The sequence below is a fragment of the Sporosarcina sp. NCCP-2222 genome, assembly GCF_023168145.1.
In the GTDB taxonomy this organism is placed as follows: Bacteria; Bacillota; Bacilli; order Bacillales_A; family Planococcaceae; genus Sporosarcina.
Genome location: NZ_BQYK01000011.1, coordinates 23,255 through 39,281, shown reverse-complemented (window position 1 = coordinate 39,281; position 16,027 = coordinate 23,255). Strand labels below are relative to the sequence as shown.

At 45.9% G+C, this 16,027-nt stretch carries 14 protein-coding genes and 1 pseudogene; 12 read left to right on the top strand and 3 right to left on the bottom strand.

Annotated elements, in window-relative coordinates:
• The 6 genes and pseudogenes from NCCP2222_RS18430 to NCCP2222_RS18405 all read left to right on the top strand — a co-directional run.
• Window positions 1-1,199 (top strand): annotated as a pseudogene (locus tag NCCP2222_RS18430) (hypothetical protein); the annotation flags it as partial.
• Between the two features lie 13 nt (window positions 1,200-1,212).
• Window positions 1,213-1,830 (top strand): class D sortase, encoded by a 618-nt coding sequence (locus NCCP2222_RS18425; RefSeq protein WP_248513853.1) that lies wholly within the window; start codon window positions 1,213-1,215, stop codon window positions 1,828-1,830.
• Between the two features lie 132 nt (window positions 1,831-1,962).
• Window positions 1,963-3,309 (top strand): sigma-54 interaction domain-containing protein, encoded by a 1,347-nt coding sequence (locus NCCP2222_RS18420; RefSeq protein ID WP_248513852.1) that lies wholly within the window; start codon window positions 1,963-1,965, stop codon window positions 3,307-3,309.
• A 205-nt stretch (window positions 3,310-3,514) separates the two neighbouring features.
• Complete coding sequence (locus NCCP2222_RS18415; RefSeq protein WP_248513851.1) at window positions 3,515-4,831, top strand: acyclic terpene utilization AtuA family protein; 1,317 nt, start codon at window positions 3,515-3,517, stop codon at window positions 4,829-4,831.
• 1 nt (window position 4,832) lies between these two features.
• Window positions 4,833-5,147, top strand: a complete 315-nt coding sequence (locus tag NCCP2222_RS18410; protein ID WP_248513850.1) for an AtuA-related protein — start codon at window positions 4,833-4,835, stop codon at window positions 5,145-5,147.
• Between the two features lie 23 nt (window positions 5,148-5,170).
• Window positions 5,171-6,460, top strand: a complete 1,290-nt coding sequence (locus NCCP2222_RS18405; protein ID WP_248513849.1) for a CitMHS family transporter — start codon at window positions 5,171-5,173, stop codon at window positions 6,458-6,460.
• A 235-nt stretch (window positions 6,461-6,695) separates the two neighbouring features.
• Here NCCP2222_RS18405 and NCCP2222_RS18400 read toward each other — a convergent pair whose 3' ends face one another.
• Window positions 6,696-6,932 (bottom strand): hypothetical protein, encoded by a 237-nt coding sequence (locus tag NCCP2222_RS18400; RefSeq protein ID WP_248513848.1) that lies wholly within the window; start codon window positions 6,930-6,932, stop codon window positions 6,696-6,698.
• A 97-nt stretch (window positions 6,933-7,029) separates the two neighbouring features.
• On the bottom strand, window positions 7,030-8,010 hold the full coding sequence (locus tag NCCP2222_RS18395; RefSeq protein WP_248513847.1) for an EAL domain-containing protein: 981 nt from the start codon (window positions 8,008-8,010) through the stop codon (window positions 7,030-7,032).
• 548 nt (window positions 8,011-8,558) lie between these two features.
• Between NCCP2222_RS18395 and NCCP2222_RS18390 the strand changes: the two genes are divergently transcribed.
• Both NCCP2222_RS18390 and NCCP2222_RS18385 read left to right on the top strand, forming a co-directional pair.
• Entirely contained in the window at window positions 8,559-9,392 is an 834-nt protein-coding gene (locus tag NCCP2222_RS18390) for a manganese catalase (RefSeq protein WP_248513846.1), read from the top strand.
• A 208-nt stretch (window positions 9,393-9,600) separates the two neighbouring features.
• A complete protein-coding gene (locus NCCP2222_RS18385) occupies window positions 9,601-10,617 on the top strand; it encodes a serine hydrolase domain-containing protein (protein WP_248513845.1) in 1,017 nt (338 codons plus the stop codon).
• 167 nt (window positions 10,618-10,784) lie between these two features.
• On the opposite strand, the gene NCCP2222_RS18380 is transcribed toward NCCP2222_RS18385, so the two are convergent.
• Window positions 10,785-11,882, bottom strand: a complete 1,098-nt coding sequence (locus tag NCCP2222_RS18380) for a hypothetical protein (RefSeq protein ID WP_248513844.1) — start codon at window positions 11,880-11,882, stop codon at window positions 10,785-10,787.
• A gap of 168 nt (window positions 11,883-12,050) precedes the next feature.
• On the opposite strand from NCCP2222_RS18380, the gene NCCP2222_RS18375 reads away from it, so the two are divergent.
• The 4 genes from NCCP2222_RS18375 to NCCP2222_RS20915 form a co-directional block, all read left to right on the top strand.
• Window positions 12,051-12,428: a MerR family transcriptional regulator gene (locus NCCP2222_RS18375; protein ID WP_375709219.1), complete on the top strand. Its 378-nt coding sequence runs from the start codon at window positions 12,051-12,053 to the stop codon at window positions 12,426-12,428.
• 5 nt (window positions 12,429-12,433) lie between these two features.
• Window positions 12,434-13,939, top strand: coding sequence for a class I adenylate-forming enzyme family protein (locus tag NCCP2222_RS18370; RefSeq protein WP_248513842.1), 1,506 nt, complete (start codon window positions 12,434-12,436; stop codon window positions 13,937-13,939).
• On the top strand, window positions 13,936-15,609 hold the full coding sequence (locus tag NCCP2222_RS18365) for an acyl-CoA dehydrogenase family protein (protein WP_248513841.1): 1,674 nt from the start codon (window positions 13,936-13,938) through the stop codon (window positions 15,607-15,609). The genes NCCP2222_RS18370 and NCCP2222_RS18365 overlap by 4 nt, the downstream gene beginning before the upstream one ends.
• 275 nt (window positions 15,610-15,884) lie before the next feature.
• A partial coding sequence (locus tag NCCP2222_RS20915) for a LacI family DNA-binding transcriptional regulator (RefSeq protein ID WP_375709218.1) occupies window positions 15,885-16,027 on the top strand: 143 nt, incomplete at its 3' end.

Sequence of the window (16,027 nt, the reverse complement as noted above, 5' to 3'; positions counted from 1 at the left end):
TGAATGTCGATGTGGCAGCCAGTGATTTCTGGATGAATGAAGATTCGTATGCCTACAATGGTGGGCTCGTCGAAGTGAATGCGAAGGATTTGCCTTTGCTTGGTCAGACACATGTTGGCGTACTGGATCAACATGTCGCAGGTGAAGAGGAAGAGTATTCTTCCTCTTCCTCTCTAATTCAGGCAGGGCTTGTGAATGGTCTGCTTGACGGAACCTCGTTGAAAGTCGTTGGTAATGAAATTGAAACGACAGATGCCGGTTGGCTAAAAACGAACACGGGGCTTGGTCTCGAACTGGGATTGCCGATTTTGGATACTGTCACAGTCGAGGTGTTAAAAACGCAGCAATTGATCCCTTTTGCTCCTGGAGAAGAGAACGGCACCATACCGGATGGGGAAGCAACTGGTGATGACCCAACAATACCGGGAGAGGAACCAAACAATTCAGGGACAGACAAACCAGATGAACCCACTAATTCAGGCAGTGGTCCAACGAACCCTGGAGAGGAACCAAATAATCCGGGGAATGATACAAATCCAGGAGGGGATTTGATCAATCCAGGGAACGGTACGACAAATCCTGGTGAAGAATCAAACAATCCAGGAAACGGTATGACAAATTCTGGTGAAGAATCAACCAACCCGGGGAATGATCCAACAACTCCTGGAGAAGAACCGACTAATCCCGGTAGTAGTACAACCAATCCAGGGAGTGTCCCTACGAATCCTGGAGAGAGCTCTGCCAATCCGGGAGATAGCGCGACAAATGGCAATGGAATGAATCCTCCTTACACTGGTAGTGATTCTTCAACAGATGGCACATTCGAAGTGACGGACGAAAATGAAAATGTCATGCCGCCACTTGCTGCTGGATCGGGCGGAGGCTCAAGTGATGGACCGGATTCTGCAGTAGGAGAAGATGAGCAAGCGGATCATTCCGCTGAGGGTGGCGAAGATGCTCATGTAACGGATGACGCTAGCTTGAATATCGCGGGGCAGAAAAAGACTAATGGAGTAGCTGGGAATATGGCAATTACAACATTAAACGATTCCGAATCGCGGACTTCTTTGCCAACTACAGGTGGAGTCTGGGATGCAAATCGACTTGCGATTGTAGCGGGGCTTCTTTTGCTTTCTGGGTTGCTGCTCATGTTGTTTGGCATCGGCAAAATCCGTTTAGGCCGCAAGTCTGCATCGTGAAAGCGGTGATTCAATGAATCGTTTATTGCGATGGAGCGGAAGTTTATTCATAGTGGCAGGAGCCGGTCTTCTCATATGGCTCCTGCAAGGAAACGCGAAACAGAACGCACAGCAACAAGAATGGATGGACGCATTTCGAACGATCCAAGCGGAGAATGGATTGACAACTTCGCAGCCAGCAGATCAGCAGGTAAATCTCCTGCCGCCCCAGCATCTTGAAATTGAGGGGATGGAAGGTGTCCTAACCATTCCGGTGATTGATCTCGAATCTCCCGTCTGGCTGGGAGCGGACCAAGCCACTTTGGCCAAGGGGCTTGGAGCCATCGAAGATATGGACGAACCAGGTGTGAAAGATGGGAGCTATGCTATTGCTGGTCATCAAGCCCGTGTGTTTGGCAAACAATTCAACCGGCTGCACGAGGTGGACGTCGGTACCACGTTCACCTTCCAGACGGTAGATGAAGAAATGGAATTCAAAGTGTTTGATGTGACAATAGTCAAACCAGATGAAGTGGAAGTACTTGCTCCACAACAGGGCAAGGCACTGATGTCCCTGATTACCTGCTATCCAGAATACTCGAATGAATACCGCCTTGTTGTGCAGGCGGAACGAATTGATTCTAAGCAATAAAAGACTGGCGTGATCTCCTGGCAAGGGGAGAGCGCCAGTTTTTGTTTCAACTGAATCAAAACAGAAAGATCCCAGAGAAAAGTAGTATACAATAAGGGCTAGATATTGAAATTTGGGAATACATAAAAGGGGATGGTGGAAATCGAAGAGACGGTTGAATGGTGGAAAGCGATCGTCCAATCAATGAATGATGGGGTGCTCGTCATCGATCGGAAGGGAATTGTAAAGACAATCAATCCCGAATATACAAGAATCACGGGGGTGAATCCTGATATCATTGGTGAGCCTTTGCTTGCCCATCGTCCGGGGGCACAACTTCCAGAAACATTAAAAGACGGGAAGAGCAGGGTTGGGGTGTATCGGAAAACACGCGGACGGGAATATGTCGTCGACATGGCACCGATTCTTTTGGATGGTGAAATTATCGGCGCAGTATCGGTATGCAAAAGTTTGAATGAAGTGCATAAGCTCACGAAGGAACTGGCGGAACAACAAGAAAAAGTTGCCGAGTTGGAAAGGCATATGAGTTCCATTTATAAAGTACGATATACCTTTGAGGATATTATTACGAAAGACACGCAAATGAAGCACATCATGACGGTTGCCCAAAAGGCGGCTGGTACAGACCTTCCTATCTTAATTGCAGGCGAAAGCGGGACAGGAAAAGAATTGTTTGCCCAAGCCGTGCATCATACAAGTTTAAGGAGAGACAAGCCGTTTATCCCGGTCAATTGTTCTGCTATTCCTGAGACGTTGATAGAAAATGAACTATTTGGTCATGCAGAAGGCGCATTTCACGGAGCGTTGGCGGGAGGTAAAGCGGGTCTCTTTGAAATGGCGGATGGGGGAACGCTGTTTTTAGATGAGATTGGTGATTTATCAATGGACGTGCAGGCGAAAATATTAAGAGCATTGCAAGAAGGGCGGATTCGGAGAATTGGAGATGCCGCAGAGCAAAGAGTGGACGTGAGAATTGTCGCAGCAACCCATCGAGATGTAACGCAAATGATTACCAAGGGACTGTTTAGAAGTGAATTGTTTTATAGATTGAATGTCGTTAGTATGCAAATTCCGGCTCTTCGAGAGAGAAAAGGAGATATTCCTCTGCTGCTTCAATCATTTTTGCCAGCGCCCTATACAGTTGAACGGGATGTAATGGACCTGCTTACTTCGTATGAGTGGCCAGGCAATGTTCGCGAATTAAAAAATGTCATTGATTTTGCTGTATGCATGACGGAAGATGGCCAGATTTCCACTAAACATTTGCCGGAATTTATGAGAAAGCTCCTCCCCTTATACGCAGAGAATTCAAGTCTCCTGCCATTGCACCGAGCTGTAGAAAAAGCAGAAAAGACAATCTTGACGAATGCGCTTCGTAATGCAGGGACAACTGTTCCAGAACGGACCAAATTAGCAGAGGATCTCGGAATTTCTTTGGCTACTTTATACAATAAAATGAAAAAATACAATTTGAGTTGAGTTTTCTAGTTATTTAGAATGGATAAAATTTTGATTCTAAGAAATTAGAATGCTGGTTATAACGAGTATTCAAAAGAAAATAATGAGATGGAACCCGGAGATTGTTCCATATATTTAGAAGGGAAAAAGACCGAGCTGACGGCATTTTTCCTTTTCTTTTTGCTATCATTATTAGTAGATTCTAAATATTCGAGAGGTGATAGTCATGTTGCGGATAGCTTCAGGTGCAGGATTTTCTGGAGATCGGTTAGAACCGGCAGTGGAACTTGCACAGAGGGCCAGGTTGGATTATTTGGTCTTGGAATGTTTGGCGGAACGAACGATTGCTCTCGCTCAAAAAAGGAAGCAACAGGACCCGGCCTTAGGCTATGATCCACTATTAGAGAAGCGAATACGTTCTCTCTTACCCATTATCGCGAAAAACGGAGTACGAATCATAACAAATATGGGAGCTGCCAATCCGGTAAGCGCCGCGGAGAAGATTATTGAAATCGCAGAAGAGTTCAAGGTTCCCATTAAAGTTGCCGCAGTTACCGGTGATGATGTATTGATGTTCATACATAAAAATAAGGAAACTGTCGAATTTTTCCCCTCCTTAAATGAAAACGATTTCATAATCTCGGCAAATGCGTATATGGGAGCTGAGGCGATTGTAAAAGCTCTTGAAACAGGTGCGAATATAATCATTACAGGCAGAGTAGCCGATCCTTCACTATTTCTGGCTCCGATGATGCACCATTTCGGCTGGTCAGCAGAAGATGAAGAATTGCTTGGAAGAGGAACGGTCATTGGCCATTTGCTAGAATGCGGGGGGCAGATTACCGGAGGTTATTTTGCTGACCCTGGCATAAAAGACGTGCCGGACATGGCTCGTTTAGGATTTCCGATAGCGGAGATACAGCCGGACGGAACGGCGGTAATTTTCAAATTGCCCGAGACAGGCGGTATTTTAAATCGCATGACTGTGAAGGAACAGTTGTTATATGAAGTGATGGATCCAAGTGAGTATATGACGCCCGATGTCATTGCTGATTTTACTTCCGTTTGCATTCGTGAGGTAGGAACTGATCTGGTAGAAGTAACGGGAGGACACGGTAAAAAGAGACCGGAAGGGTTGAAAGCGAGCATCGGCTACGAGGCAGGTTTCATAGGAGAGGGCGAAATCACGTATGCCGGTCATAATGCATTAAAACGCGCGGAATTGGCGGGAGACATCGTTAAGACCCGGCTGCAAGATCGTTTTAAAGAATTAACAATCGACCTGATTGGCGTAACGTCTGCTCACCGAGGGGGGATCGATCGTTTTGGACAGCCATATGAAGTACGGCTGCGGGTCGCTGCAAAAGCAGAAAGTCTTGAGGATGCACAAATGATTGGCGAAGAAGTAGAGGCACTCTATACGAATGGTCCAGCGGGCGGAGGCGGGGCACGAAAATATGTACAGGAAGTAGTAGGTATCGTTTCAGCAATCGTGCCCCGTGAAGCAGTTCACCCGACTATCCTCGTAAAGGAGACATTATAAAATGAAGCGGAAACTATATGAAGTGGCCCATAGTCGAGCGGGGGATAAAGGGGATGTGCTTATGCTGTCATTAATACCTTATGAGGAGAAGTTGTATGAGCCGTTATGCAATGCCGTTACAGCAGAGCGGGTCAAACATCATTTACGCCACATCGTCAAAGGGGAAGTCGTGAGGTATGAAATGCCGAATATTTCTGCGCTGCAATTCGTTTGCCAAAACGCATTACTCGGGGGGGTGACGACTTCTCTAGGCATGGATACACACGGAAAGACCCTTAGTTATGCATTGCTTGAGATGGAAGTGGACTTGGAGTAAATCAGTTAAAAGGGGGAAATGGGATGTTGGCGTTATTAGGTTTTTTAACGATACTCGTGTTTTTAGCCTTGATTTTGACAAAAAAAGTTTCTGTCATTGTTTCCTTAATTCTCGTTCCTGTCATTTTCGCGTTGATTGGAGGCTTCGGGCTGGAAATGGGGGAATTCATGCTCGAAGGAATCAAAGGCGTGGCACCGACGGGAATTATGCTTGGATTTGCGATTTTATATTTTGGTGTCATGAATAATGCGGGATTGTTTGACCCGGTGATTTCACGTGTCTTGCGGACCGTAAAGGGGGATCCACTAAAAATTGTAGTGGGCACGGTCATTATTGCCATGTTAGCCCATTTGGACGGTTCGGGTGCTTCGACGTTTTTAATTACGATTCCAGCTTTGCTGCCTTTATACGATAAACTTGGTTTAAGCCGAATTGTGCTCGCAGGAATGGTTGCGTTAGGTGCAGGGGTCATGAATTTATTGCCTTGGGGAGGTCCGACCGCCAGAGCCGCAACTGCTTTGGGGTTAGATACGAGTGATATCTTTAATCCCGTGATACCAGCCATGATTGCTGGTATCGTGTGGGTACTGTTCGTAGCAGTATGGATTGGGCGCAAGGAGAGAAAACGGCTTGGCATTACTGACGTACAGTATGATTTTCATGCAGAATTGACGAATGAAGAGAAGGCAATGAGACGGCCAAAGCTCTTTTGGTTCAATCTATTGTTAACAATAGTCACGATTGTAGCGCTTGTAAAGGTTTGGCTGCCGTTGCCGATCATTTTTATTATTGCTTTTGCTATCGCGGTAGTCGTTAACTATCCAAAACCGGACGACCAAATGGAACAGGTTCGAAGCCAAGCGGTAGGCATGATTACAGTAGTATCCATCATTTTCGCAGCGGGTATTTTCACAGGCATCCTTTCTGGCACCGGGATGATTACAGAAATGGCGAATGCTTTAGTTTCTTTCATTCCTTCGGAGTCAGGTGGGTTTATGTCAATAATCGTTGCCGTCACAGGCATGCCGCTCAGTCTTCTTTTCACGCCGGATGCCTATTATTTCGGCGTCCTGCCAATCATCAGCGAAACCGCAGCAGCCTATGGCGTCGTCCCTGCGCATATCGGAAGTGCAGCTATCCTTGGGCAAATGACAACCGGATTCCCGCTCAGTCCACTGACAGCATCCACATTCCTACTGATCGGCCTGGCTGGCGTGGAATTGGCGGACCATCAAAAATTCATTTTTAAATGGGCGTTTGGAACGACGATTGTCATGACGGTTGTCGCCATCATTACGGGTGCTATTTTATGATGGAATAAGGGCAGAGGGGTTGAGGAGTTAGCCTCTGCGATACTCAAAAGTTTCTTGGCCAACCGGTTAATGAGAAATGGAAGAATCGGTTGGCCTGCCTATGGAAATTAAGAATTTACCTAAGGAAAGTTTATATTGACTGGTTGCAGAGTACTCATTAATTTGATAGGAGTGCTCGAATAGCTTGAAGGGTGCTTGTAAAATTGCAGGTGAACTCGAATAAATGCTGGAGTCCTCAAGTATTTACGTAAGTCGTTCCAGACTTATTGTATTCAGATGATTCTCCTCCCGTATCTTCTTTCACGAACCACTCGAATAAACCAGGTAACCGCTCATATAATTTTGTAATCGCTCGTATAGCGCTGAGACAGCTCGTATCTTGTTTTGAACCGCCCGTATAGTACATCGAACCTCTCGTATCCTTCCGCAACCGCTCGTAAAATCGCCTCGAACGCTCGTATCCTTCGGCCATTCCATTCTTCCTGTTGTCCCACTCCTATAAAAAGAAAACTCCAAAGAACAGCAGCTGCTCCTTGGAGTTTTCTCGATTCATTTCAATTAACACAAGCTTAGCTTGCAATCGGTGCAGGTTTGCCGAATAGATAGCCTTGGAAGAGTTGGAAGCCGGCATCTTTGAGCCAGTCGAATTCGGCTTCTTCTTCGACTCCTTCTGCGAGAGGAATAGAGCCTATCGCACGGTTGGCTTCGAGAACGGCGCGTGCGGTCTGTTGTTTCTCTTCGTCTTTGTGAATTCCACGGACATGGTGCATATCGAGTTTTGTGTAGTAAGGTTTCATTTCGTGAATCATCTCAATGGTATTGTAGCCAGCTCCGACGTCGTCCAGTGCGTACTGAAATCCTTTAGCGCGGTAGTATTCCAGAATTCTCTTCAAATGGGCCAAGTCTTTGACGTTCTCTGTTTCGACAACTTCAAATACGAAGCGGGAGGGTGATATGTTCAAATCGTTTGCCAGCTGGACAGTTGTCTTAAGGCAATGCTCTGGTGAATAAATGGAGGTCGGAATGAAGTTGATAAATACTTTTGTCGTAAGTGCTGCCGCTTGCTTGACGGCATTGATGCGGCAAATGCGATCTAGGGCGTACATCCGATTCCGTAATTTGGCGGTTTGGAATACTTCAAATGGCGAAAGTGTCTCGTCCTGATCCCCTGTGAAACGGGCTAACATTTCATAGGCATATAGTGATTGATTGGCGTCTACGATCGGTTGAATATGAAAATGAACATGACCTTCGTCGATAATTCGATCGATCCATTGGGTTCCTGCCAGCTCGACCGCCTCTGCAATGGGTTTCCATTCGTACTTATCCGTCCTGAATTGGACGCTGGAAGGATCCATGTGTTGGTTAATATAATCCAGCAGCCCTTTCATCGCCTCTTCTTTTACTGTTACACTGTCAGCAGTGGAGTGGACGAGTAGCCCGATTTCCTCCAAATATCGGTGGATGGAAGGGATGTGCGATTGATTATCAGCGGAGCCGAATAAAATTTCGATTTCTAGTGGTTTTGGCATACAAACATCACAAAACATGAAAGACCTCCCTACTTTTTTACTATCTTAACGAAGATAGCATTCTTTGTAAACGATTTCACGATATACTAGATAAAAATACAGGCAGTTGGGAATGACTTTATTCCCAGTGCCTGCATTTTACGTAAACGACTTCTAGGCATCTGTTGCTTTTTCACTTCGAATCACAACAGCAGCCCCCCAATATTATCGATGACGTTAGATGCGTTGCCGCTCATGCCGATGATTGCATCGACGCCTGAAAAGAGGGCGACAATTTCAAGCGGAAGGCCAACATCGTCAAAATGGCGGACAAAGTCACAACATCTGCCGCAGAATGCCTTCTCTCAGATGAATGAAAGATCAGAGGCTCCGATTGCAGATTCGTAAGGGTAACCTGAAAGAGAAGCGTAAATGCTTAATAGTCGTGAAGTTATCGTAAAGCAATTAACCAAACGACCTGTTTTGATAGGAAAAAGGCAGGAATCAGCTAGCTTTTCAGTTTTTCATGATGCGTAACGGGAATAGACTACTCGAACCAGACAATTGGATTGGAAGGAGTAGATTAAATGTTTTATCATGTGAAAGAACTTCAATATAATGCCAAACCCCAGCGTCCAGATCCGGTTTATGCCAAGAAGCTTCAAGAAGTGCTGGGAGGACAATATGGTGAAATTACAGTGATGATGCAATATCTATTCCAAGGATGGAATTGTCGTGGTGAGGAAAAATACCGCGATATGCTTCTTGATATTGGAACCGAGGAAATAGCTCACGTTGAAATGTTGGCTACCATGATTGCACAATTGCTGGATGATGCTCCAGTGCAAGAACAGGAAGCGGCGGCAAAAGATCCGGCAGTCGAAGCCATTTTAGGTGGCATGAATCCTCAACATGCAATTGTGGCGGGATTAGGCGCCATGCCGGCTGACAGTGTTGGGGTGCCGTTTAACGGAAAATATATTATCTCCAGTGGGAATTTGCTTGCAGATTTCCGTGCGAATTTGAATGCGGAATCACAAGGACGCTTGCAAGTCGTAAGGCTGTATGAAATGACTGATGATCCCGGCGTGCGGGACATGCTGTCCTGGTTAATCGCAAGGGATACAATGCACCAGAACCAGTGGGCAGCTGCCATTGAAGAGCTTGAACAAAAACAGAGTATGGTCGTACCTGCCACGTTCCCGCAATCTCTTGAAAAAACGGAAGTCTCCTATGCGTTCATGAACTGCTCCAAAGGAGAGGAAAGCAGCGAAGGAAGATGGGCGAGCGGCAAGAGTATGGATGGTCAAGGTGAATTTACGTACGTTGCCGATCCGCAGCCATTCGGTCCCAATCCCAAATTGCAGCCAGCTCCTCCTTACATGCACAATACTCCTCCAGGACCGGAACCGTTGAAATGAAAAGATATATGACGTTCCATTTGGTCGAAAAGTGGATCTTGGATGACAAGTTTTACATGGTCAGAAGATAGAGCCAATCAAGTCATACAAACAGACTGCCAGCTATTCTGGCAGTCTGTTTGCTTTTGCTAATGAAATAAAATGTAGAAAGAGGTTTCATCGGCTCTTTCTCGAATACTGTAAGTGAAGCAGGAACGGGGGAATGGAGATGAAAAAATTAGTGGGAGACATATCTATTGACACACTAACAACATATATAGAAAAAACCAGACAAGAAAAGTGTGCATCAGGTGTGGCATTGGTGCTGATGCAAGATGATAAAATTGTATACGAACATTATTCGGGAACTCACCACTCTGAATCAGGAGCGAGACAGATAGATATGAACTCTCAATTTAACGTCTATTCAACGAGAGTCACCTATATTGGTTTGGCTATTGCCATAGCAGTAGTGGAAGGTGTCTTGAACCTGGATGATTACATAAAGAAGTATTTACCTGAATTCAGTGAAGAGATTCTAGGAGATACAACGATACGTCATGTAGTCACTAGGTGTACCGGTCTAAAATTCAGAGGACAAGAAGTAAGTCGAGTATTCGAGTTAGGAACTCATTTAGAAGGAAAAAGACCGGATTTATTAGCTCTCATACATAAAAGGGCTACCGGGAAAACAATAGCTGAGGTACTAACCGACAAAGTTCTTGAACCATTGGCGATGACGCAAACCGGGTGGATGACAGAGGGGAAGAATACGTTAGTTTGTGATATAAAATCCCCAGCTAGTTTCCCCACATTACGGTTAGGGTCAAATGACGGAGCTGATAGAAATTTATATGTAAGTGCTAGAGAATTAGCGTTATGGGGTAATTTACATTTAAATAAAGGCATTGTTGGCGGGAGAAGGATTTTACCTGAAGAAGTTTTTAACCTTACAAGCAAGGTCCAAAGTCCAGATACATTACCTGACACACTCTCGAAATTTGGATTTCTTTGGTGGGTCAAGGACAACAGAACCTCTTATGAGTACGATGAATTGGGTTCCGAACTGCCTGAAGGATCTTTTCAAATACTAGGCGCATCGGGATGTTCATGTACGGTTATTCCCAAATTCAATGCAGTTGCAGTTAGAATGTACAATAGTTTATATACAACTGATAGTGATGAATTTGACTATATTGGAGATATACGGAGGTTTGGGAACATGGTGGCTGCCTGCTTGAAATAATCATCGGCGTAAATCATAGTAAACTGAAATCCCTAATGTAAGCGAATGTGCAAGATATTACCCATTCTCAAGCTATCAATTCAATTTTTGGAATAACAAAAGACTATCCAGATATCAGTTTGCACTGACTTTCCGGATAGTCCTTTTCCACTAGTATCAAGCTTCTATTATTTCGCTTCAAACGAATCCATTGCTTCCTGTGAAGCCTGGATCATGTCTTGGGCTTCTTGCAGCAAATCAGCGTTTTCTGGGAGGAGCATGGCTTCGGTCGGTTCACTTGATGTTGTGTAGGCGAATACATACTTGTCGTTTTCACCAACGTACTTGTAAACCGGATGGTCCCATTCGTCTCCTGTGTTTTCGAACACAATAATGCTGAACAGTCCTTGTTCCAACTTGCGGGATGAATCATGTAACGAGAAGTCAATCGTAGCGATTGCGTCTTTATCCCAGCTGCCTGTATCGACTTCCATGCGTTCCAGCATGGCTTGAGGCATGCTGAAGGAGAACTGATATTGCGTATTGGAATAAGATCCATCCTGCAGCGCTTGTTCACCGTCTGTTGTATTTTCTTCCGCTTGTTCTGCCGGCTCTTCGCCTGACTCTTCAACAGTGGATCCTTCAACTTCTTCCATAACCTCTTGTTCATCGGTCATCTCATACGATTCCAATTCGGAGAATACATACTTTTCTCCATCCTTGAAATGGAACACCGTTTTAATGAGTCCAACTTCGGGCGCATAGTATTTCACCGTTTTCTGCTCCCGTTTGTCGTCCGGAATGACGGTTGTCACTTCAATGACATTGTCGAATGAACCGGCAGGCACTTCTTCCGTCAGTCCACTTCCTGTCAAATAGCTGACGGAGTTGTCCGCATCATTTGTTTCCCACTTCTCTTTGGATGCAAGCTCCAAAATATTTGTTTCTTCATTTTTTAAAGAATTGATGATGTAGATGACGGAAACTGCCTTTTTGTCCACTTTGTATTCTTGGATCGTCTCGGCAATGAGCCCGCCTTTTCCGTGGATATAGACCATTTCCTTGCCTTCCGAATCATGTTCCATTTTCACAATATCGGATGCCTGCATATTTTCTCCATCCGTGCCGTATTGCACATAGGTGCGTGCCATGCCGATGGATGGAAAATAGTTCGAGACATCTATTTTTTTTGCAACATCCGGTTCGACTGTTTCCATGTCTTCTGCGCATCCGGTAAGCAACAATGCCAAGATGCCCGTAAGTACTAGATTGCGTAAGATTTTCACGATTTTTCTCCCTCACTTCCAATTATAATCGTACCATCATCGAAGGATTGTGGAAACCCGAACCCTTCTTTATTCTCAGACTCTAGTTGATTGATTATTCAATAATAAATATTGACCTTGACGTTAACGTAAATGATATAGTCATAGATACATGAAGGGGTGGTGAAGCTGAAGACGATTACAGAGACGGCGGAATTATTTGGGGTGTCGACACGGACGATCCGCTATTACGAAGAAATCGGATTATTATCACCTGCACGGACGGAGAAGAACCAGCGGCTTTACTCGAATGGGGAACTGGCTAAGTTAAAACTCATCTTTCGGGGAAAACGGTACGGCTTTTCATTGGATGAAATCAAGGAGATGGTCTTGCTGTTTGACAAGGACCGGTCCGGCCGGCAGCAGCTTTTGAGGACGATCGAATATGGCAAGCGCAGGGTGCAGGAAGTGGAGGGGAAAATCAAAGAACTGCAGGAGATGAAGGAAGAGATGGAGGGGCTTCTTGACGAGTTCACGGAAAAATTATCGCAAACAAAAAGGGGATAGGGGAAATGAATAGTTCACAATTACTTTCTCGAAACGCCAGAAAATACCCGGATGTGGAAGCGGTCGTCAGCATGGGGAAACAGACGACCTATCAACAGCTTGACCGTTCTGTCAATCAATTCGGGCATGCGCTCCGTGCAGCAGGCATTACACCAGGGGCGAAGGTAGCTCTATTTCTGCCAAATGTTGAAGAGTTCGTCATCGCATATTTTGCGGTCCAGCGCATCGGAGCTGTCGTCGTTCCGATCAATGTAAAGCTGACGCCAGTGGAGCTTACGTATATTCTTGAACAGTCCGATGCAGAGGGACTCATTGCGCACGAGCTGCTGTTTGACACAGTGAGTAATTTGAAAGCGCCTTCATTGTTAATTAAAACAGGAGAGGCAGCAGGTAACTGGATTAGTTTCCAGGCCATGCTTCAAAGTGGCGCAAATCAGCCAATTGAATGCAGCCTTACAGAAGACGATGAATCGACCATTTTGTATACGTCCGGGACGACAGGCCATCCGAAAGGTGTTCTGTTCAGCTATCGCAACATTTTGACTGTCGCGTCCATGATCGCTGTCGAAATGGAAGTGAAGCCGGAAAGCCGAATCCTGCTCATGATGCCGCTCAGCCATTCCGCTCCTTTGCATCTATTCCTCATGGCGGGCATGCTCGTCGGCTCAACGCTAGTTTTGACACCGACCTTCACGCCGGAACTTCTTATCGAAACGGTACAAAAGGAGAAGACGACTCATTTCTTCGGTGCCCCGGTCGCTTATTTGCTGACAGCCGGGCACCCGGCCTTGCAGGAAGCGGATTTGTCTTCGATGAAATGGTGGATTTACGGGGGCGCTCCTCTTTCATCAAAGGAAGTACAAATGGTGAAAACAGCATTCCAGACAGATCATCTCGTCTGTGTTTATGGACTCACGGAAGCAGGACCGAGTGGTTCGTTGCTGCATGCAGACGAACATGAGCGGAAGGCGGGAAGCATCGGCCACAGAGCTCCGCTTCATACAGAATTGCGAATTGTAGATGAGGAAGGCAAGGATGTCGAGCCGGGGACAGTCGGGGAAATTGTTCTATATGGAGAAGGGAATATGCTCGGTTACTATAAAAATAAGGAAGCAACAGAAGCAGCTTTTATTGATGGCTGGCTTAAAACGGGCGATTTGGCGAAATTCGATGAGGACGGATATATTTGGATTGTGGATCGTAAGAAGGACTTGATCATTTCCGGCGGAGTGAATATCTATCCAAAAGAAGTCGAAGAAGCAATTCTCGCATTTCCTGGCGTGAGAGAAGTGGCCGTGATTGGCGTGCCGCATCCAGAATGGGGTGAAACCGTAAAGGCTGTTTTTGCAGCTGGAAATCCGATTGATTCCGCTGATCTGAATAGTTTCCTGCAGGAACGATTGGCTTCTTTCAAGATACCGCGGCTCTATGAACAAGTGGAAGCATTGCCACGGAACGCTTCGGGCAAGATTTTAAAACAGCCATTGCGGGAAGAGGTGCAAATCGGATGACAAAAGTATTGCAAGACAAGACAGCAACAGAGCAAAGGAATTTTTTTGCAGGGGATGAGACATTGCGATTGATTCTAGAAGACAGGCTGGACGGACCGTTCCTGTCTTATGCGAAGCGCGAACTGCATTTGTTCGGGGAACGCTGTGCCAATGAAATCGATGAGAGGGCTATGCACACTGACCGTGAAGGAGAACCGCGCCTCGTCCGCTATGACAAATACGGTGAGGAAGTTTCGAGTGTATGGGTGAATGAAGGGTATCGCCAGACCGTCCATGAAACCTATGATACAGGGATTGTCGGCTATGTTCACAAAGACATCCCGGATTTGGGACATAGAGGGAACTACACATACAGTTTTGCGCAAGGCTATTTGCTGTCGCATGCAGAACCGGGATTTTATTGCCCGGTTACGTTAACGATGGCAACGGCATATTTGCTGGAACACTATGCGGATGAGGACGTGAAAAATCGTTTTTTACCCCATGTTTGTTCGACGGGCGAAGTGCCGCTCTATGAAGGGGCTACCTTTTTGACGGAGCGGCAAGGCGGCTCGGATGTCGGAGCAAACGTTGTGACGGCAGTAGCAGAAGATGACTATTTTCGTCTGTACGGCGAAAAGTATTTCGCTTCCAACGCAGGGATGGCAGGCGTCGCGATGGTACTGGCGCGGATAGAAGGCGCTCCAGGGGGAACGAAAGGATTGACGCTTTTTGCTGTTCCTTGGCGTCGGGAGGATGGCAGAGTCAACGGCCTTCGGATCCGCCGGCTGAAGAATAAGCTCGGCGTCCGTGCGGTTCCTTCGGGTGAGGTGGAATTTGACGGTGCGATTGCTTACGTAGTCGGAGATCCTGCGAAGGGCATCCATTACATGCTGGAAGCTTTGAACTTGTCACGAATTTGCAATAGCATCGCATCGCTCGGCATTATGCGCCGTGCCTTTTTGGAAGCAAAAGAGTATGCAAGCCGGCGGAACGCTTTCGGCAAGCGGCTGACGGACTATCCGATGGTGATGGATACTCTCGGGAAGTTGGCATCGAAACTCCATGTCGAAACGGCTACAGTTTTTGATTTCATCAAGCTGTATGAGAAAGTGACAGACGGAGAGGCGTCCCAGGAGGAGCAAGTGCTCAACCGTCTGTATATTGCCCTTTTAAAAAAGGAATCCGCAGAGCAGGCGATCCACTTTGCACATGAAGCAATTGAAATGCATGGTGGGAACGGATATATCGAAGATTTTGTCACACCCCGCCTGCTGCGGGATGCCCAAGTGCTGACCGTGTGGGAAGGAACTGCGAACATTTTAGGACTTGAGCTCATCCGGCTTGTGAATAAATACGCAGCGCACAAGCTGTTTCTCGCTGCGATGCGGGAACGTCTCGTCACGGTGTCTGAATCAGAAATGAAAAAATCACTCATTGTCGAACTGGAACGTCTAAGCAACGACCTAATTGCTTTTGCCACATACGACGAAGCGTTGCAGACATTTGAGGCGAAATCTCTTATGAAGCGCATGGCAGATACGTATGAAAGTGTCGTGGCTCTTGAATGGAGCCTGAAACATGGGGGACGTTTTACTAAACTGGCCGAAATCTTTATGGAAAATACTTGGTCGCTTCGCAAGCAGGGGGAGCAGATGAAGACGGTTGAATATTTTGAGGAAATCATGTGAGGAAAACAAGCAGAACAGATGGTAATTTGACAAGGCGGAGATCACTATTTCTCTCCGTCTTGCCAAATAGAAAAGAAAAATAGTGTTGACAGCACAAATCTCAAACTCTATAATTTGTTTAATACTAATGTTCAGACACATTGAACATTTTTTATTTCCCTTAACTTGTACCAACAACCCTATGATGTATTGTCGGTCAAGAACGTCCTCTTGTTTCAATTGATCTCATGCCATAAGATTAGTTGTAAACGATTCCAAAGGAAAGAGGACAGCTTATGGTCAGACTAAAAGATATTGCGGAGAAAGTAGGGGTATCTGTCAGTACCGTTTCCAGAGTGATTAAAAACGATACGACCCGTAATGTGAACCCGGAGATTAAGCGGAAAGTGTGGCTTGCGGTAAAGGAAATGGGGTACAC

Bases quoted from the DNA above. Each gene is read 5' to 3' on its own strand.
- NCCP2222_RS18425 (WP_248513853.1), top strand. From the start codon at position 1,213: ATGAATCGTTTATTGCGATGGAGCGGAAGTTTATTCATAGTGGCAGGA.
- NCCP2222_RS18420 (WP_248513852.1), top strand. From the start codon at position 1,963: ATGGTGGAAATCGAAGAGACGGTTGAATGGTGGAAAGCGATCGTCCAA.
- NCCP2222_RS18415 (WP_248513851.1), top strand. From the start codon at position 3,515: ATGTTGCGGATAGCTTCAGGTGCAGGATTTTCTGGAGATCGGTTAGAA.
- NCCP2222_RS18410 (WP_248513850.1), top strand. From the start codon at position 4,833: ATGAAGCGGAAACTATATGAAGTGGCCCATAGTCGAGCGGGGGATAAA.
- NCCP2222_RS18405 (WP_248513849.1), top strand. From the start codon at position 5,171: ATGTTGGCGTTATTAGGTTTTTTAACGATACTCGTGTTTTTAGCCTTG.
- NCCP2222_RS18400 (WP_248513848.1), bottom strand. From the start codon at position 6,932: ATGGCCGAAGGATACGAGCGTTCGAGGCGATTTTACGAGCGGTTGCGG.
- NCCP2222_RS18395 (WP_248513847.1), bottom strand. From the start codon at position 8,010: ATGTTTTGTGATGTTTGTATGCCAAAACCACTAGAAATCGAAATTTTA.
- NCCP2222_RS18390 (WP_248513846.1), top strand. From the start codon at position 8,559: ATGTTTTATCATGTGAAAGAACTTCAATATAATGCCAAACCCCAGCGT.
- NCCP2222_RS18385 (WP_248513845.1), top strand. From the start codon at position 9,601: ATGAAAAAATTAGTGGGAGACATATCTATTGACACACTAACAACATAT.
- NCCP2222_RS18370 (WP_248513842.1), top strand. From the start codon at position 12,434: ATGAATAGTTCACAATTACTTTCTCGAAACGCCAGAAAATACCCGGAT.
- NCCP2222_RS18365 (WP_248513841.1), top strand. From the start codon at position 13,936: ATGACAAAAGTATTGCAAGACAAGACAGCAACAGAGCAAAGGAATTTT.